The organism is Lelliottia sp. AC1 (genome assembly GCF_023278595.1).
Lineage (GTDB): Bacteria > Pseudomonadota > Gammaproteobacteria > Enterobacterales > Enterobacteriaceae > Enterobacter > Enterobacter nimipressuralis.
In genome coordinates this window covers 2,726,578-2,745,449 of sequence record NZ_CP025699.1, presented here as the reverse complement: position 1 = coordinate 2,745,449, position 18,872 = coordinate 2,726,578, and the positions used below count along the sequence as shown (strand labels likewise).

Annotated in this window: 14 protein-coding genes and 1 tRNA gene; 9 read left to right on the top strand and 6 right to left on the bottom strand. The window is 52.4% G+C overall.

Annotated elements, in window-relative coordinates; genetic code table 11:
* Nucleotide 1 precedes the first annotated feature (1 nt).
* Both C0560_RS13115 and C0560_RS13110 read left to right on the top strand, forming a co-directional pair.
* A tRNA-Ser gene (locus C0560_RS13115) sits at nt 2-91 on the top strand.
* A 1,262-nt stretch (nt 92-1,353) separates the two neighbouring features.
* Complete coding sequence (locus C0560_RS13110; protein WP_248858693.1) at nt 1,354-2,499, top strand: acyltransferase; 1,146 nt, start codon at nt 1,354-1,356, stop codon at nt 2,497-2,499.
* A 34-nt stretch (nt 2,500-2,533) separates the two neighbouring features.
* On the opposite strand, the gene C0560_RS13105 is transcribed toward C0560_RS13110, so the two are convergent.
* From C0560_RS13105 to C0560_RS13095, 3 genes are all read right to left on the bottom strand, one after another.
* Nucleotides 2,534-3,538, bottom strand: coding sequence for an acyltransferase (locus C0560_RS13105; RefSeq protein ID WP_248858691.1), 1,005 nt, complete (start codon nt 3,536-3,538; stop codon nt 2,534-2,536).
* 171 nt (nt 3,539-3,709) lie between these two features.
* Nucleotides 3,710-5,359: a class I fumarate hydratase FumA gene (gene fumA, locus C0560_RS13100; RefSeq protein WP_123427498.1), complete on the bottom strand. Its 1,650-nt coding sequence runs from the start codon at nt 5,357-5,359 to the stop codon at nt 3,710-3,712.
* A gap of 55 nt (nt 5,360-5,414) precedes the next feature.
* Complete coding sequence (locus C0560_RS13095) at nt 5,415-6,923, bottom strand: anion permease (RefSeq protein WP_187469907.1); 1,509 nt, start codon at nt 6,921-6,923, stop codon at nt 5,415-5,417.
* Nucleotides 6,924-7,539: 616 nt separating this feature from the next.
* Here C0560_RS13095 and C0560_RS13090 point away from each other — a divergent pair.
* Both C0560_RS13090 and C0560_RS13085 read left to right on the top strand, forming a co-directional pair.
* The gene (locus C0560_RS13090; protein WP_248858690.1) at nt 7,540-10,317 is read left to right on the top strand and encodes a flavocytochrome c; all 2,778 of its coding nucleotides are present in this window, start codon (nt 7,540-7,542) and stop codon (nt 10,315-10,317) included.
* 94 nt (nt 10,318-10,411) lie between these two features.
* Nucleotides 10,412-11,377 carry an FAD:protein FMN transferase gene (locus C0560_RS13085; protein WP_248858688.1) on the top strand — a complete coding sequence of 322 codons (966 nt, stop codon included), beginning with the start codon at nt 10,412-10,414 and terminating at the stop codon, nt 11,375-11,377.
* Here the strand turns inward: C0560_RS13085 and dcuR are convergent.
* On the bottom strand, nt 11,358-12,077 hold the full coding sequence (dcuR, locus tag C0560_RS13080) for a two-component system response regulator DcuR (RefSeq protein WP_100779675.1): 720 nt from the start codon (nt 12,075-12,077) through the stop codon (nt 11,358-11,360). The genes C0560_RS13085 and dcuR overlap by 20 nt on opposite strands.
* Nucleotides 12,074-13,690 (bottom strand): sensor histidine kinase, encoded by a 1,617-nt coding sequence (locus C0560_RS13075; RefSeq protein WP_102104040.1) that lies wholly within the window; start codon nt 13,688-13,690, stop codon nt 12,074-12,076. Before C0560_RS13075 ends, dcuR begins: the two co-directional genes overlap by 4 nt.
* Nucleotides 13,691-13,854: 164 nt before the next feature.
* Here C0560_RS13075 and C0560_RS13070 point away from each other — a divergent pair, with 164 nt between their 5' ends.
* The 5 genes from C0560_RS13070 (at nt 13,855) to C0560_RS13050 (ending at nt 17,898) form a co-directional block, all read left to right on the top strand.
* The gene (locus C0560_RS13070; protein WP_248858686.1) at nt 13,855-14,718 is read left to right on the top strand and encodes an N-acetylmuramic acid 6-phosphate etherase; all 864 of its coding nucleotides are present in this window, start codon (nt 13,855-13,857) and stop codon (nt 14,716-14,718) included.
* 211 nt (nt 14,719-14,929) lie between these two features.
* A complete protein-coding gene (gene drpB, locus C0560_RS13065; RefSeq protein WP_102104038.1) occupies nt 14,930-15,199 on the top strand; it encodes a cell division protein DrpB in 270 nt (89 codons plus the stop codon).
* Nucleotides 15,200-15,247: 48 nt separating this feature from the next.
* Entirely contained in the window at nt 15,248-15,943 is a 696-nt protein-coding gene (locus C0560_RS13060; protein WP_100779679.1) for a phosphohydrolase, read from the top strand.
* Nucleotides 15,944-15,992: 49 nt separating this feature from the next.
* A complete protein-coding gene (locus tag C0560_RS13055) occupies nt 15,993-17,426 on the top strand; it encodes a DNA cytosine methyltransferase (RefSeq protein ID WP_228483380.1) in 1,434 nt (477 codons plus the stop codon).
* Entirely contained in the window at nt 17,407-17,898 is a 492-nt protein-coding gene (locus tag C0560_RS13050) for a very short patch repair endonuclease (protein ID WP_248858684.1), read from the top strand. The genes C0560_RS13055 and C0560_RS13050 overlap by 20 nt, the downstream gene beginning before the upstream one ends.
* Here the strand turns inward: C0560_RS13050 and yedA are convergent.
* Nucleotides 17,870-18,784, bottom strand: coding sequence for a drug/metabolite exporter YedA (gene yedA / locus C0560_RS13045; RefSeq protein ID WP_102104035.1), 915 nt, complete (start codon nt 18,782-18,784; stop codon nt 17,870-17,872). The genes C0560_RS13050 and yedA overlap by 29 nt on opposite strands.
* Nucleotides 18,785-18,872 lie beyond the last annotated feature (88 nt).

The following is an 18,872-nucleotide window of genomic DNA, read 5'->3' as shown; positions in this document are numbered from 1 at the left end:
CGGAGAGATGCCGGAGCGGCTGAACGGACTAGTCTCGAAAACTAGAGTAGGGGCAACTCTACCGGGGGTTCAAATCCCCCTCTCTCCGCCACTTCACTGCTTTATCGTCATCATTACTCATCGGACACCTTCCAGCGCCCTCATTCTGACTGAGGTCAGCATCAAGATGCACCTGAAGTTCGCAGGAGTCTAGCCTTAGTGCTTTTTCAAGTCATTGATGTTTTATGCAACTTGAGAGAGATATCTAGATTTTGGTCTATTTTAGTAATAATTTTTGAAGGCTTCTACCCCCAGCTATACCAAAGCTACCAACTTTAAATTATTTCAGCACGCCACGCCATAGCCTCTGGATAGTGTGATTATGCCGATAACTAACGTGAAGAGCTAAGTGCGCCAGTGTATTTGTTAATGTAAAGATTAAGACTGAGCTGTATTCCATTAATCGTGCTTTTTTCGAAATCATGTCATCGTCAAAGGACTGCTAAGTGGGATGGGTAAAATACCAAGAAGCATTGAACGTTAGAGTTAGCGCCGTTGGTTATCCAGTGAGGTCATACCCGATGCACTTGTTCAGGGGCGGTTACTGCCAGAGCTGTCAGTCGAACAGTGATGGAACTCTATTGAGTCTGATGATATTTAAAACCAAATAGTTGTCGATGGACTCAGCTGACGCTGATGTGGTAGAAGTTTTAACCTTGAGATAGATAAAGAGGTTTTATTATATCGCTCAGTAATAATAAAGATCATGCCTATCTGGTTCAGTCCTTGAAAGAGGATCAGAAAGGATACGATAAAAATATCTCCCTAATTCTGAGGTCAGCTTTATTGAAAATCAGTTCGGGCGGGAAGGAAACTGTGCATTGTTGTTTTAAACGGGAAGTCGCCTCAGGATTTAGGGCTGGTATACTGGCTTTGGATTTAGGAAACACCGCGACGATGAAGTAGCAGACTGAATCAATTTCAGACGGAGAGAAAGGCTATCTCTACTCGTGGGTTCTACCAAGTTAGTCGAATGAAGTGGCAAGGTAAATTGTGCTCAGAAACTGAATGCAAGCCCGAGAATGGCATGGGAGTTGAAATTTTTAACTTATAAGTGAAAAGGAGGCGCTTAGGTCTCAAGAAAATGTAGTTGTGCCCTCCTATACAGATTTCTGTACCTATCAGCTCACAGGGAAGATTGCTGCGAAGACAAATGTGACAGTTAAGTACGAGCGGAGAACTTTACCCTTATCTCAATTTAAGCTTTTCAATCAAAAGGATAGTAATTTTATCAATGACATATCAAGAAATGTTGATTATACCTCCCAAAATGTTTACATTAATCAAATATAAATATTTTCGCTGCGAGTTTTTATGTTGGTTTTTTCACAAAACGTTGTAACCATCTGGATGGTAATCGCAACTCTGTTCGTCATATTACTCTTTAACACTCGTTTTTTTGCATTTCTTGATGCCGAAAACAAAGGGCAGGAAGTTAATCTCGAACTCATTGGTCTGCGTTTTTTTCTCGCTCTAGGAGTTGTATTTCATCATTATATTTTTAGTTATAAATTTAGTGTAAGCGGATTGTGGGAAACTCGAGGTTTTGATCTTAACTGTTTTTTAGGTCCTTTTGGTGTAGGAATGTTCTTTGTAATTTCTGGGTATCTTTTTTACACAAAAATAAGTAGTGACACAAATTGGTCTAAATTATTTTTAAATCGATTTTTCAGAATTGTTCCGCTCTGCTTCGTTTCATCATTAGTCTGTATTATTATTGCGATAGGAATGGGCGGGTGGCATGTTACCGGTGATAATATCAGAGGTATGATTTATTGGTTCGATGGGGGAATATACAATAATAGGCCAAATGTATCATCGTATAAAAATGCGAGCTTGATTAATGCAGGCGTTACATGGACTTTATACTGGGAGTGGTTGTTTTACTTCTCTTTACCTGTTCTAAGTATTATAATTAAAAAAGAGAGCAAGCTACCTCTAGTGATCAGTTTGCTAATATTGTCATATTATATATTGCCTTCCTCTAATTATAATTATGCAATTTACGCCGCATTGTTTTCCTTTGGCTTTTTAGCAAAGGAGCTATCACTTAATATTAACAATAAAATAGTTCTAAACTTTGGTCCTATTGTTATTTTTGGCGGGTTATTATGGTTTTTAGGGCTGAATGTGGTAGATAATAAATTCCTGACTCTCCCGGCACTGCCTTTTATGGCTTTACTCTTTATGATCTTAGTAAATAAAGATAGTTTATTTGGATTGTTAAGGTTTAAGGGAGTTGTAAGGCTTGGTGAAATTAGTTACTCAATCTATCTTTTGCACGGTATTGTATGGTTTTGTTTTAATCAGTTTGTCGATGCGAAAACACTTAATGTAATTACTTATCTTACCGAGTCTACAATGGTATTAATACTGATTATGTTGATAAGTTCATTAACATACAAATATATAGAGATACCCTTTAATAATTATGGGAAAAGATTAAAAGACAAGATCTAATTTGGTGATAAAACACCGCTTTCGCGGTGTTTTATTAGGCGATTTTTCGAAGGTAAGGTATTTTGGATATGATATATGAAAAAACAAAGGCAGACATCAGTGAAAATGACCAAATAATACCTAAACAAAGATATGGTTTACTTTGAATATCAGGTTTAGCAATTTCCATAATCAGGAAGATAAATACCGGATGTACTAAGAATACTCCCATGGATAGCGGCGCTAAAGAATCCCAAAACTGGCTATTGCGAATGATTTTATTAGTTTTTGAAAATAATATAAATACTGCTATTGATAAGATAATTATTAAAGGTGAGGTCGGGTCGTAAAAAAATTCATACTTAGTATTGTTAGAAATGTTTATAATGTATGATCCGAAAATTGTTGTTGCCAATGAAATAAGGCCTACTAATGCTGCGAGATAAGTTGGGATCTTGTTGGAAATAATCAACCTCCCTGCTAAGAAATATGGAGCATAAAGTATAAACCAAGTTATCCAGTATGTATTTCTGATTGGATAAAAATTGATGGCTATTGTGTAAGCGCTTGAAAGTATAAACCACATCGTTATTATGTGGAATTTCTTCTTATCATTATACCTGTCAAATAAAGTATCAAATAACGGTGTTGCGAGATACATTCCTATAAGCATAAATAAAAACCACATGTGTGAATAGGGTCTGCCAGTGACAATTTTATCTATTGCCTCTGAGAGGCCGAAAGAGGGCGCTCCTTTTAATATGGCATATTTAAAAAATAAGACATAAAAAATCGACCATATCAATGTAGGTATTGCTATCCTTGAGGCTCTTTTAAGGTAAAATTCTTTTAAGTTTTGAGTTTTACCTCTTGCCACAATCAAATAACCACTGATCATGATAAAAACAGGAACTGCCCAGCGGGCTGCAGAATTAAAAATGTTTCCAATCCACCACGCTTTACTACCAACAGGGAAAGTATAAAAGTAAAAGCTTGTTGAGTGTATTAATACGATAGCCGCTACTGCCACGACGCGACAAAAATTTACCCAATTCGTCATGAGAAGGTTCCATCAATAAATAAAATCAGTAAATTATACTAATGTATACATTTATGGAAATTATTTTTTGGAGCGAAGACAACTTAATGATGGGGGTGGGAGTAAGGTATGACAACAAAGTAAACAAAAAAATAGGCCAGTTACACACCTGGCCTGACAAGATTTACTCAATCAACGCTGCGCGCAACCCGCGCACTGCTTGTTCTGGATCTGCTGGAAGAAGTCATTCCCTTTGTCATCCACCAGGATAAACGCCGGGAAGTTTTCTACTTCGATTTTCCAGATAGCTTCCATACCCAGTTCAGGCCAGGCGACACACTCCAGACTCTTAATGCTGTTTTGCGCCAGCACCGCTGCCGGGCCGCCGATGCTGCCCAGGTAGAAACCGCCGTGCTTGTGGCAGGCATCCGTGACCTGCTGGCTGCGGTTACCTTTCGCCAGCATGACCATACTTGCACCGTGCGATTGCAGTAAATCCACATACGAGTCCATACGCCCGGCCGTGGTTGGGCCTAACGAGCCAGATGCATACCCCTCCGGTGTCTTGGCCGGGCCAGCGTAATAGATCGGATGATCTTTGACGTACTGCGGCAGTTCTTCACCGTTATCCAGCAGCTCTTTCAGCTTGGCATGGGCGATATCACGCGCCACGATAATGGTGCCGTTCAGGGACAGACGGGTCGAAACCGGGTGGGCTGAGAGCTGTGCCAGGATCTCGTGCATCGGCTGGTTCAGGTTAATGCTGACCACCTCGCCTTCACCCTGTTGACGCAGTGATTCAGGAATGTACTGGCCCGGATTGTGTTCCAGTTTCTCAATCCAGATCCCGTCGCGGTTGATTTTCGCTTTGATGTTACGGTCAGCTGAGCACGACACGCCCATACCGACCGGGCAGGAGGCGCCGTGGCGCGGCAAGCGGATTACGCGAATATCGTGGGCGAAATATTTCCCGCCGAACTGAGCGCCCAGGCCCAGATTTTGCGCTTCCTGCAGCAGTTCCTGCTCCAGCTGAACATCGCGGAACGCCTGGCCGTGTTCGTTACCTTCTGTCGGCAGGCCGTCGTAGTAGCGAGTTGACGCCAGTTTCACGGTTTTCAGGGTGCTTTCAGCAGAGGTTCCGCCAATCACAAAGGCGATATGGTAAGGCGGGCAGGCCGCCGTACCCAGGGAACGCATCTTCTCGACCAGGTAATTTTTCAGTTTAGCCGGGGTGATGAGCGCTTTGGTTTCCTGATACAGATAGGTTTTGTTGGCGGAACCGCCGCCTTTCGCCATGCACAGGAACTTGTACTCATCGCCGTCGACGCTGTAGAGGTCGATCTGCGCGGGCAGGTTGGTGCCGGTATTCACCTCTTTATACATATCCAGCGCGGCGTTCTGGGAGTAGCGCAGGTTATCTTCGATGTAAGTGTTGTAGACACCCTGGCTCAGCGCGGCTTCGTCGCCACCGCCGGTCCAGACACGCTGGCCTTTTTTGCCCATGATGATCGCTGTACCCGTATCCTGGCAGGTCGGCAGGACGCCTTTGGCCGCGATTTCAGAGTTGCGCAGGAACTGTAGGGCGACATATTTATCGTTTTCGCTGGCTTCCGGGTCGTTGAGGATCGCCGCAACCTGTTTCTGGTGCGACGGGCGCAGCATAAAGGCCGCATCGTGGAACGCCTGCTGAGCGAGCAGGGTCAGGGCCTCTGGCTCGACCTGGAGAATCTCCTGGCCGTTAAATTCCGCCACGGAGACGTGCTCTTTGGTCAGCAGATAATATTCGGTGTCGTCATGTGCGAGAGGGAAGGGGTTCTGATAGTAAAAAGTTTTGTTCGACATTGCGTATCACTCCATAAAATTAAACCGCCGGAGGGTACCCTCCGGCGGTTATGAATCAGAACATCATGGACATCCACGGATAACCAATCAGCAGCAGGGCCGCCAGGAAGATGGCGCCAAAGATGGTGCCGAGGCGCCAGTAGTCTTTGGTTGGCAGGTAGCCGCTCCCGTAGTAAATCGGGCTTGGGCCGGTGCCGTATGGGGTGATGATCCCCATGATACCCAGAGAGGTCACCATCAGCAGGACGAACACTTCCATGTTAATACCCGGAATGGTGGCGGCGATGGTCAGCATCGCAGGCAGCAGCGCAGTGGTGTGCGCGGTGGTGCTGGCAAACAGGTAGTGCAGCAGGTAGAACGCCAGCAGCAGGACTACCGTTGCGACACCCGGCGAGATACCGCTCATTAGCAGGCCGCCTTCTTTACCCAGCCAGGCGATGAAGCCAGTGGAAGAGAGGCCGTCTGCAAGGGCCACCAAAGTGGCGAACCAGACAAAGGTGTTCCACGCGGCTTTGTTGCCGGTGATATCGTTCCACTCCAGCACGCCGGTCCACAGCATTAGGCCAACAATCAGCAGGGCGGCCAGCGCAGGTTCAATCCACGCGGCGGCGAAAATCCACATCATCAGCGCACAGCAGACAAAGACCAGCAGCAGAATTTCATTGCGAGACAGTTTGCCCAGTTTCTCCAGCTCACGACACGCCCACAGCGGCACTTCGTCGTTGATTTTCACTTCTGGCGGATAGAACCAGTAGGCCAGCAGCGGCATCACCAGAATCAGCAGCACACCCACCGGCAGGAAGGCAATGAACCAGGTGCCCCAGGAGATGTTGATCCCGACGATGCTTTTCACCAGTGCCAGAGCGAGCAGGTTTGGCGCCAGCGCAGAGAGGAACATGGAGCTGGTGATACAGGCGGCGGTGATGGCCACCCACATCAGGTAGGAGCCAATTTTACGCGCACTTGGATCGTTCGGTTTTGAACCATACAGCGGCGGCAGGTTAGCGATGATCGGGTAGATAGTCCCGCCGCTACGCGCCGTGTTAGACGGTGTGAACGGGGCCAGCAGCAGGTCCGCGAAGGTGATTGCATAACCCAGCGTCAGGCTGCGGCGGCCAAGATATTTCACCAGAATCAGCGCCAGACGCCGGCCAAAACGGGTTTTGTCATAGCCCGCGGCAAACATAAAGGCACCGAAAATCAGCCAGACGGTGGAGTTACCGAAGCCGCTTACCGCCCATTTAAAGGAGGCACCTGCCAGCTTGAATTTCGGGTCAGCCAGCTGTTCCGGGCTAAACAGCACCCACTGGCTGCACAGGGCGATGGCGACGACCCCGGTCAGGCCAATCACGGCACCCGGCAGCGGTTCGAAGATCAGACCAACGATCACGCCAACAAAGATAGCGAAGTAGTGCCAGGCATAAGGCGGTAACCCTTCAGGAACCGGCACAAACAGGAGGAGCACTGCGACAATAATGGGCAGTGCCATCATCAGCAGACGTTTGTTGCTTCCGTCTTTTGGCTTGCTCGCCACTGGAGGCGTTACAGCTGTTTTATCATTCATAGGTTTGCTTCTTAAGTTGTCAAAAATTCGGTTTAGCAGAAATAACATCGCGACTTTTTTAATTACTTTGCTTTCTTTAGTTATTTAAAGTGCTTTCAGGTTATTTCTTGAATAGCTATTTAGCGCGCTTTTGGAGGCGGTAAATTAAAAATTGATGATGTTTATATAGTGCGCCTTTAGAGGCCAGTGGAATTGATCGCGATCAATAAAATAGAATTGCAGTGTTATTTTTATCCATATTTTAATAACCCTATTGAGTTATGTGGATATTATCCGTTTGATAGGTTTTATTTGACGGGGTTGATATTTTACGCAAACGATATTAAATTAAAAAGTGCATATAAATCATATGCTTATTTGATCCATCCTCCCGCAAGTAAAGTAATGAAAACGTTAACGGAATTGATATTGTTGTGAACGCGGTATCCTAATATCAATAACACCAATGTAGTAATAATGTTATTGCAGGGATTAAATAGTTTATTAATTAACGTAATAACTTTAGTAACTAAAAATAGCGTTATATTAATACCATGACATCGGCAAAAAAATTAACCAGAACATAATCCGATAAAGAATTCTCAGATTTCAATTTTAAAAGTTTGGAGTTTCTATTATGAGCACTAACGAACGAATTCTTAGTCCTTTCACCTTACCGAATGGTACCGAACTCAAAAACCGTCTGTTGATGGCGCCGATGACCACCTGCACCGGTTATTACGACGGCACGGTGACCAGCGAGCTGGTGGAATACTACCGCGCGCGCTCCGGCAGCATCGGCACCATCATTGTTGAGTGCTGTTTTGTTGACGATCTGGGTCTGGCTTTCCCCGGCGCCATCGGTATCGACAACGACGAGAAAATCGCCGGGCTGGCAAAAATTGCCGAGGCCATCAAATCCAAAGGCTCTAAAGCGCTGCTGCAGATCTACCACGGCGGCCGCATGGTGGACCCGAAACTGATCGGTGGCCGTACGCCTGTCGGCCCAAGCGCAGTGCCCGCACCGCGTGAGGGTGCCGCGACCCCGGTGGCATTAACCGGCGAAGAAGTCGAAGGCATGATCGGGAAATTTGGCGAAGCGGTTCGTCGTGCGATTCAGGCGGGCTTCGACGGCGTCGAAATTCACGGTGCAAACACCTATCTGATCCAGCAGTTTTACTCCCCGAACTCCAACCAGCGCGACGACGTGTGGGGCGGCAGCCGTGACAACCGCGCCAGATTCCCGCTGGCGGTCCTGGACATCACCCATAAAATGGTCCGTCAGTACGCCGACGACGCTTTTATTATCGGCTATCGCTTCTCGCCGGAAGAGATGGAAGTTCCGGGCATCCGTTTTGACGACACGTTGTACCTGCTGGAAAAACTGGCCGCCCGTGGCCTGGATTACCTGCACTTCTCCGTGGGTGCAACGCTGCGCCCGTCCATCGTAGATACGCAAGACCCAACCCCTTTGATCGAGAAATACCACGCCATGCGTTCCGAAACGCTCGCGCAAATTCCGGTGATGGGTGTGGGTGGCGTTGTGAACGCCGCAGACGTTAACGAGGCGCTGGACCACGGTTACGATCTGATTGCTGTGGGTCGCGCGACCATCGCCTATCCGGACTGGACCGACCGCATCCGTGACGGCGAAACCCTGGAGCTGTTTATGGACAGCACCCAGCGCGAAGCGCTGCACATCCCTGAGCCGCTGTGGCGCTTCTCGCTGGTGGAGGCGATGATTCGCGACATGAGCATGGGCGAATCTAAATTCAAAGCGGGTGTGTTTGTCGAAACGGTGCAGGATGACACCAACGAACTGGTGATTAACGTCAGCCTCGAAACCGACCGTATCGCCGACATCGAACTGGCGTCTGGCCCAACGCAGGACGTTGAGTTCATCTCCAGCTTCGAAGAGATCCGCAGCCGCATTCTCGACGCGAACACTCCGCACGTGGACGCCATCACCGGCGCGACCAGCCAGAGTGAAGCCGTGAAAAAAGCGGTATCTAAAGCGATGGTCAAATCGAGTAAAGTGCTGGCGGCAGAAGAGGGCGTCGACCCGAACGCTGCCAAAGCGTTTGACGTGGTGGTTGTCGGCAGCGGCGGGGCCGGTCTGGCGGCGGCGATTCAGGCTCACGACGAAGGGGCAAGCGTCCTGATTGTCGAGAAAATGCCGACCATCGGCGGGAACACCATTAAAGCTTCTGCCGGGATGAACGCCGCAGAAACCCGCTTCCAGCGCGTAAAAGGCATCCAGGACAGCAAAGAATTGTTCTACCAGGAATCCCTGAAAGGCGGCCATAACAAGAATAACCCGGAACTGCTGCGTCGCTTTGTCGAAAACGCACCAGAGGCGATCGAATGGCTGGCAACGCGCGGGATCATGCTGAATGACATCACCACCACGGGTGGGATGAGCATCGACCGTACCCACCGTCCAAAAGATGGTTCTGCGGTGGGTGGCTACCTGATTAGCGGCCTGGTGCGTAACGTCAACAAACGCCACATCGAGGTGATGCTCGATACCTCCGTGAGCGACATTATCGTGGAAAATGGCGAAGTGACCGGCGTACGTCTGACCACCGAAGAGAACGAAACCCTGACCGTGGCCACCCGCAGCATTGTGATGGCGACCGGCGGTTTCAGCGCCAACAGCAGCATGGTCGTGAAATATCGTCCGGATCTGGACGGTTTCGTCACCACCAACCATAAAGGGGCTACCGGTGGCGGTATCGCGCTGCTGGAACGTATTGGCGCAGGCACCGTCGATATGGGCGAAATTCAGATTCACCCGACCGTTGAGCAAAACACCTCGTACCTGATTTCCGAATCTATCCGTGGTGGCGGCGCTATCCTGGTGAGCCAGAAGGGCAGCCGTTTCTTCAACGAAATGGAGACTCGCGACAAAGTCTCGGCGCAGATTATCGCGCTGCCAGAGAAATACGCTTACATCGTCTTTGATGAGCATGTTCGCGCGAAAAACAAAGCGGCGGATGAGTACATTGCCAAAGGCCTGGTGACCAGCGCCAGCTCGCCAAAAGCGCTGGCCGAAACCCTCGGGATGGATTACCACACCTTCCTCGACACCCTGGAGCGCTACAACGGCTTTGTGGAAAAACAGCACGACGATGATTTTGGTCGCACCACTGCGCTGCGCGCCCCGATCAACGAAGGCCCGTTCCATGCCATTCGTATCGCACCGGGCGTGCACCACACCATGGGCGGCGTGACCATCAACACCGAAACTTGCGTGCTGAACGGCGAACACCAGGTCATTCCGGGTGCCTTCGCGGCGGGTGAAGTGGTCGGCGGTATCCACGGCGGCAACCGTATCGGCGGTAACGCAGTGGCAGATATCATTATTTTTGGTACCCTTGCCGGACACCACGCCGCGATGCGCGCAAAACAGTAGTCTCAATGCCCGGTGGCGCTTGCGCTTGCCGGGCACGGTTTTGTCGGCCGGATACGCGCAGCGCCATCCGGCACTCTAACCGAGGAGCGATTCCATGTCTGACGACCATCGTGTCTACAGCTATTCCGCCACACTCATGGGCTCCCCCATTCTTTTGAAGCTCTTTTCGAATAACGAAGCCCTCGCATCTCGCGTGTTTCGCCTCATCAAACAGTACGAAGATCTCCTGACCGTCAACCGCGCACCGTCGCAGGTGATGGACATCAACCAGGCCGCCGGGAAACACCCCGTCAGCGTCAGCCGTGCGGTGTATGAGCTGATCCGCGTCGCGAAGGCCGCAAGCACACTGGAAAACAGCGCCTTCAATCTGGCCATCGGCCCGCTGGTGAAGCGCTGGAAGATTGGATTTCAGGGTGACAGCGTGCCGCCCGCAGAGGAGATCGCAGCGCTAATGGCGCTGACCGATCCGGCTGATGTTTTACTCGACGATTCGGCCAGCAGCGTATTCCTGACCAAACCGGGCATGGAAATTGATCTCGGGGCCATCGCCAAAGGCTACATTGCCGACAGAGTGCGCGATTACCTGCGCAAAGAGGGCGAAACCCTCGGCCTGATTAACCTCGGCGGCAATATTCAGACGCTCGGCGCGCCGGAAGGGGGCTGGTCCCTCGGCATCAAAACGCCTTTCGGCGGGGCCGATGAGCTGGTCGGTACACTGACGGTGGAGAATAAGTCGGTGGTGACATCGGGTACCTACGAACGCTTTTTCGAACGCGACGGCAAGCGCTACCACCATATTCTGAACCCGCGCACGGGCTATCCGCTGGATAACGAACTCGATAGCGTCACCATTATCTCGACGAATTCCATCGACGGGGATATCTGGACCACGCTGATTTACGGGATGGGCGTGGAGAAGGGCTGTGCCGCGCTGCGCGCGCGGCCTGATATTGAAGCGGTGTTTGTCACCAAAACGAAAGAGGTGGTGCTCTCCTCCATGAAGCATTTCCGCTTCACGCTTCTTGATAATCGCTATCGCCTTACTGACAATATTGTTTGAGCAGACCCGCCTGCTCCGGCTGTAGCCGGTAGCGATACACTGGACGCCCCGTCGCACCATAGTGAATGCTGGTGAACAGAATATTAATCTGCGCCAGCCAGATCAGATATTTACGGCACGAAACGCGGGAAATACCCACTGAGTTCGCCAGATCGTCGGTGGAAAACTCGGTGTCGGGATGGGCTTCAATCCACTGGCAAATGGTGCGCAGCGTCTGCGGGGTTAAGCCCTTCGGCAGGCGCTTGCTGTCTGCCAGCTCCGGCGCGCCGCCGTGCAGCAAACGATCCACATCTGCCTGCTCATAATACTGATGCGAGCCCATCAGCTGCTTCTTCTCCTTCCAGCCGTTTAGCGCCTCTTCAAAACGCGGGAACTGGAAAGGTTTGATCAGATAATCCACCACGCCGTAGTGCATCGACGTCTGAATGGTAGTGGCATCGGACGCCGACGAAATCATGATCACATCAATCGGGCGGCCAGAAGCGCGAATCACCGGCAGCAGGTCGAGACCGTTGTCCTGCTGCATATAGACATCCAGCAGCACCAGATCGACAGGCTGTGCAGGATTATTAATCACCGCTTCGGCCTGATTCAGCGTAGAGGCGACGCCGCAGCAGCTAAACCCCTCAACCCGGTTAACGTACAGACGGTTCAGGTCGGCCACCATGGCATCATCATCGACAATTAAGACATTTATCACGCGATTTTCCTCTCGCTATCCCAGGGGATCTGTACAAAAAATTGAGTAAATACACCAGGCTCGGATTCGACGGCAATCTCACCGCCCAGTTTTTCGAGCTGCTGGCGAACAAGGAAAAGCCCCACGCCGCGATTTTCACCCTTCGTGGAAAAGCCCTTCGTAAAAATATGCTCCAGCTGCGCAGGATCGATACCCGGACCGTCATCGCTGATTTCACAGCTGAGCCAGCCATGTTGATAATGCATCAGCAGACCCACTTCGCCCTCAGGCTGGCCGGTCATCGCATCCAGCGCGTTTTCGATCAAATTACCCAGCACGGTAATCAGCACCGTCACCTGTTCCGTATTCGGCGTGTCCGGCACCTGACACTCGTCGGCCAGCGTCAGGGTAAACCCCGCTTCCTTGGCGCGGTTGATTTTACCGAGCAGGAACCCGGCGATGACCGGTGATTTAATTTTATGCTGAATAGCGCCGATATCGGTCTGATAATTCTGCGCGGTCTGAATGACGTACTCTTCGAGCTTGTCGTAGCGCTTCATGTGCAGCAGGCCGAGGATCACGTGCAGCTTATTCATAAACTCATGGGAGTGCGTGCGCAGGGCGTCGACATAGCTCACCATGCCATCCATGCGCTGCATCAGCTCGCGAACTTCGGTCTTGTCGCGAAAGGTGCTGATCGCCCCAATCACTGAATTCTGGCTTCTGACCGGGAAAGTGTTACACAGCAGCAGACGTCCGTTACAGTCGATCTCCTGATCCTGCAGGGCTTTTCCGGTTTGCGACACCCGGCGCAGGGAGGCGAGCATCGGCATGTGGCGCGGCTCATCGGTGCTGCTGGCGGGCAGGAGCAGGATCTGGCGGGCGGCATGGTTAATCATGGTCACGCGCCCCTGGCTGTCGACGGCGATCACCCCCTCTTTCAGAGACTGCAGCATCGCCTGGCGCTGTTCAAACAGGGCGGAGATTTCATAGGGTTCCAGCCCAAACAAAATCCGCTTGAGCAGATGTACCAAACCCCAGGTGCCGAGCGTACCCATTAGCGCGCTGAAGAGCACCGTCCAGATCGCCCCCCAGCGGCTGCGGCTGATCTGTTCATCGACTTTGTTGAGGGAAATCCCGACGGCGACCACGCCAATCTGCTGGTGATTATCGTCGTACACCGGCGTGAACACGCGCAGCGCTTCGGCCAGCACGCCGTGGTTGACCGAGACGTTCTCCTTCCCTTCCAGCGCGGGTTTGATGTCGTCGCCGATAAAGCGTTTGCCGAGCAGGGTGTTGTTCGGGTGAGAGTAACGCACGCCCTGCATGTTGGTGACAACCGCGAAAAGCAAATCGTTGCGGCGAGTGATCGCATCAGAAACGGACTGGATGGGGCTGTTTTCCGGCGAGTGTTGCAGGCCGCGTTTCACATCCGGGCTGTCGGCGAGGGTACGGGCGATGGCCAGCGCGGTATCTTTGACGCCGTCGCGCGTGGCGCGGGTGACCTGCATAAAGTAGAGCGCGAACGTCACCAGCAATACTGACCCAATCACGCTGCACACCATCAGCGTGACAAGGGTATTGAGCTTCATTGGGCGCTTGCGCGTCATGGCTAAAGGCTGCAAATCGCTCATCGAAACCCCGTGGATAATGATAAAGGGGTAATTATCGCTGATGACGGCGCTTTCTTAAAGCGATGTAAAAGCTGACGAATGCTCGCCTTTTCGTGACCCCCCTCGCAGGTCATCCATATAAAACACTTTATAGTGTGGGGGAATTCATAAATAAGGAGCAGTTTATGAGCGTTAAGCTGAACGGTTTGGTCACGGAAAGACGCCACGCGGATACGGCGGATATCGACAGGTTGTCGACCCTGGACATGCTGAATGTGATTCATCAGGATGATAAGTGCATTACCGATTCTATTACCCCCTTCTTACCCGTCATTGCCCGTGTGGTCGATAACGCGGCGGCTACACTGAGCCACGGCGGGCGGCTGTTTATTGTCGGTGCCGGGGCCTCCGGCCGTGCGGTGCTGCATGCGGCGCTGGAGTTTGCGCCGGGCAAACATCCGGTGATGGGGCTTGATGCCGGAGACGGCGCGGGAAACTACGATCGCGGTGTGGCCGATCTGCAGGCGATGAATTTTGGCGATCACGACATGATGCTGGCGCTCTCTGTCAGCGGCAAAACGCCGTGGGTATGGGGGGCGATGCGCCACGCCTGGTCACTGGGATCGCCGGTCGCCATCATTACGCATGACGCACAAAGCGAAGCGGCACAGCTGGCGAGTATGGTCATTGCGCCGCAAACCGGGCCAGACGCGGTAGCGGGCTTTACGAATGCCAAAGCAGGGATGGCGCAAAAACTGATCCTCAATATGATTGCGACGGGATTAGCCGTTCGCACGGGCCGGGTTTACAGCAATATGCGCGTGGATCTGGAAGCAAAAAGCACCAAATGGGCCGAACGACAAATTGCGATTGTAATGGAAGCGGGTGGCTGCACGCGTGCCGTCGCTAAAGCGGCGCTGGAGAGCTGCAATCACCACTGTAAGACCGCCGTGCTGATGGTATTGACCGGTCTGGATGCCTGGCAGGCCCGTGATTTGCTCGAACAGAATAATGGATTTATTCGCGTGGCGTTGCAGGAAGCGCCGTAAATCCAGTGGTGGTGAACAAAAAGGTCGCAGATGCGGCCTTTTGTGTTTTTGAGATTCTGATGATTAATTGCGTGCGATCAACTTAAGGTAAATCCCTTCACCTTTACCGTCGCCTGACGACAAAAACAGTGCCAAAATGTGACTTTATTCACACTTTTGAACGCGCAATGTGAGAGCAGTAACGTCGTTACCGCTGCAGTAAAGGGTAAACATGGAACAGAACACGACTCGAGGCCTGGGAGGCAAGCTCGCCCTGTGGGCGTTTTACGCATTTTGCGGGTACTTTGCCTGGGCAATGCTCCGCTATTTATGGGTGGTCAGCAAAATTCCGTCTGCGCCGGATATGGTTGTCGAGGGCGATTTAGGCTCAACCAGCGGGAAGTGGATCGGTGCGTTTCTCGGTTTTCTGGTGCTCGGGGCGGTGGGCCTGATACTGGGCGGGATCGCCTGGTACACGCGCCCGCGCGGCGACAACGAGTGAATGGCCGACGGAAAATTGTTAAGGTGAGCGTTTTGTGAAGGAGAGAGCATGGAACTTGCCCACTGGCCCCAACGCTACGAAACCTGGTTAACGGAACACCACGCCACGGATGATGCGGCCCATGACATTTCGCATTTCCGCCGCGTGTGGATGACGGCGCAGCGCATGATGGTGGGGCAACCCGTCGACGCGCTGGTCGTCCTGACGGCCTGTTATTTCCATGACATAGTCAGCCTGCCGAAAAATCATCCGGAACGCAGCCACTCCTCGCGGCTGGCGGCGCGCAAAACCCGGCAAATCCTCACTGATTTTTTCCCGGATTTCCCGGCGGATCGCTTTCCGGCCCTGGAACATGCCATCGAAGCCCACAGCTTCAGCGCCGGGATTGCGCCGCAAACCCTTGAAGCCAAAATTGTGCAGGACGCCGACCGGCTGGAAGCACTCGGTGCGATTGGTCTGGCGCGCGTCTTTGCCGTTTCCGGAGCGCTTGGCGTGGCGCTGTTTGATGCCGACGATCCCTTTGCGGATGAGCGCGAACTTAACGACAAACAGTTTGCCCTCGACCATTTCCAGACCAAACTGCTGCGTCTGCCAGAGACCATGCAAACCGAAATGGGGCGCGAGCTTGCGAATCATAACGCGCACTTTTTGGTGCAGTTCATGGCGAAACTCAGCGCGGAGCTGCAGGGCGATTGTCTCGGCAGCGATGCGCAGGTGCTGAGCCGATTCCAGCGCAGTCTGTAGCGTCGAACTATGGTAATCTGTCCCCAGTCTCTTTTGCCCGGTTAAAGGTATGCAGGAAAAACGATCAGTGATACCGCCCGCACTTCTGCTGGCAGAGAAATCCACGGCCACGGTGCAGGCGTTATTAAGCAAACTGCTGACCATCTATGATGCGAAAACGCTGGTCAATGACCTGAATGCGCAAGGTGAAAGCCACTGGAGTCCTGCGATCCTGAAGCGACTGGTCACCAGCGAGCGGGCAGGGCACCGTCTTAGCGAGCGGGAATTCAGCTACCTGCAAAATCTGCTGCCGCGCCCGCCAGCCATTCATCCCAATTATGCTTTCCGCTTTGTCGACTTGTTCGCCGGTATCGGTGGGATCCGCAACGGCTTCGAAGCCATCGGCGGTCAGTGTGTCTTTACCAGCGAATGGAACAAACACGCGGTACGCACCTATAAAGCCAACTGGTACTGCGATCCACATGCCCACCATTTTAACGAAGACATTCGCGATGTGACCTTAAGCCACAAAGCGGGCGTCAGCGATGCAGAGGCGGCGGAGCATATCCGACAAAATATTCCTCAGCATGATGTTTTGCTGGCAGGCTTCCCTTGCCAGCCGTTTTCGCTGGCTGGCGTGTCGAAAAAGAATGCCCTTGGGCGGGCACACGGATTTGCCTGCGACACCCAGGGCACGCTGTTTTTTGATGTTGTGCGGATTATCGACGCCCGTCGCCCGCCGATTTTTGTGCTGGAAAACGTCAAGAACCTGAAAAGCCACGACGGCGGAAAAACCTTCCGCATTATCATGCAAACGCTGGACGAGCTGGGCTACGACGTGGCGGATGCACAGGATATGGGTGCCGACGATCCCAAGATTATCGACGGCAAACACTTCCTGCCGCAGCACCGCGAGCGCATTGTGCTGGTGGGCTTTCGCCGCGACCTGAACCTGAAAGGCAACTTTACGCTGCGCGATATTCCGTCGCGCTATCCGGCGCATCGTCCTTCCGTGGCCGAACTGCTGGAGCCGGTGGTGGACGCCAAATTTATCCTCACGCCGGTGCTGTGGAAATACCTCTACCGCTATGCCAAAAAGCATCAGGCGAAAGGCAACGGCTTTGGTTTTGGCATGGTCGACCCGACCAATCCGCACAGCGTGACCCGCACGCTGTCGGCCCGTTATTACAAGGACGGAGCCGAGATCCTGATCGATCGCGGCTGGGATAAAGCGCTCGGAGAAGTGAATTTTGACGACCCGGAGAACCAGCGCCATCGTCCGCGCCGCTTAACGCCGCGCGAGTGCGCGCGCCTGATGGGCTTCGAATCGCCGCAGGGTTACCGCTTCCGCATTCCGGTTTCTGATACCCAGGCCTATCGCCAGTTCGGTAACTCCGTGGTGGTGCCTGCGTTTGCGGCGGTGGCAAAACTGCTCGAGTCGCGAATTCAACTGGCTGTCAAATTACGCCTGAGCGAGGCCGTCAATGACGGATGTGCACAATAAGGCGACGCGCAGCAAAAACATGCGTGCCATTGGCACGCGTGATACGGCGATTGAAAAACGTCTGGCAGGGCTTTTAACCTACAGCGGCTTTGTATTTCGCGTGCAGGATGCGGCACTGGCAGGCCGCCCTGATTTCGTCCTCGACGATTATCAATGCATTATCTTTACCCACGGCTGTTTCTGGCACCATCACGACTGTTATCTGTTTAAAGTCCCGGCGACGCGCACCGAGTTCTGGCTGACTAAAATCGGCAAGAACGTGGCGCGTGACCAGCGTGATATCACTACACTGATGGCGCAGGGCTGGCGCGTGTTGATTGTCTGGGAATGTGCCCTGCGGGGGAGACTGAAACTCGATGATGCCGCGCTGACCGAACGGCTGGAGGAGTGGATCTGCGGCGGCGGTCAAACCGCGCAGATCGACACAACAGGCATTCACGCGTTTACTGCTTTTCCACCTCACACGGGGTAACGGTCGGTTTCGCCGGGAACAGGTATTTTCCGAGCGTCACCAGTACCACCGCCATAATAATCACCCCCAGCGCTATCCATTCGACGGATGACAGCACTTCTCCCGCAAAGGTCGTCCCCAGCAACACGGCTACCACCGGGTTGACGTAGGCGTAGCTGGTCGCAACGGCAGGGCTGACGTTGCGGATCAGGAACATGTATGAGTTGATCGCGATAATCGAGCCAAAAATTGCCAGATAACCGACCGCCAGGAAACCGGACAGCGTCGGCATCGTAGTCAGTTTTTCACCGCTCACGGCCGAGACGAAAAGCAGCGCCATGCCCGCCGCCAGCATCTCGATGGCACCGGCCATCATGCCGGAAGGCAGTTCCACTCGTGAACCCAGAACGGAGCCAAATGCCCAGCTCAGGGAGCCAATCAGAATCAGCACCGCGCCCCACGGATTACCGCTCAGGTTCCCGCCGCTGTTGAGCAGAACAATGCCCGCCAGACCAATGGCGATCCCCATCCACTCCAGCTTGCGGGTGCGGATGCCGAACAATCGGCTAAAGCAGAGGGTAAACAGCGGTACCGTGGCGACCACCACCGCCGCAATACCGGAGGGGACGTTCTGGTGCTCGGCCACCGTCACACCGCCGTTACCGACGGCCAGCAGCAGCAGGCCGATCAGCGCGGCGTTTAACATCGGGCGCAGCGGTGGGAGTTTATGCCCGCGCAGCAGGAGAAATGTCAAAAGCAGCACACCGGCAGAGAGAAAACGCACGCCAGCCATCATCAGCGGTGGCCAACTCTCCACGCCGATACGAATCACAAAATAGGTCGAACCCCAAATGATGTAGAGCGAAAACAGCGCTCCAATAAGGGGTAATAATTGCCGAAAACGCATAATCCTTCACCGCGATATAAAAAGGTCGCATACAGTAAACGTGAAAACTATCGGGCTGGCGAGTCCTTTAATTGTGTCTTTGATGTGA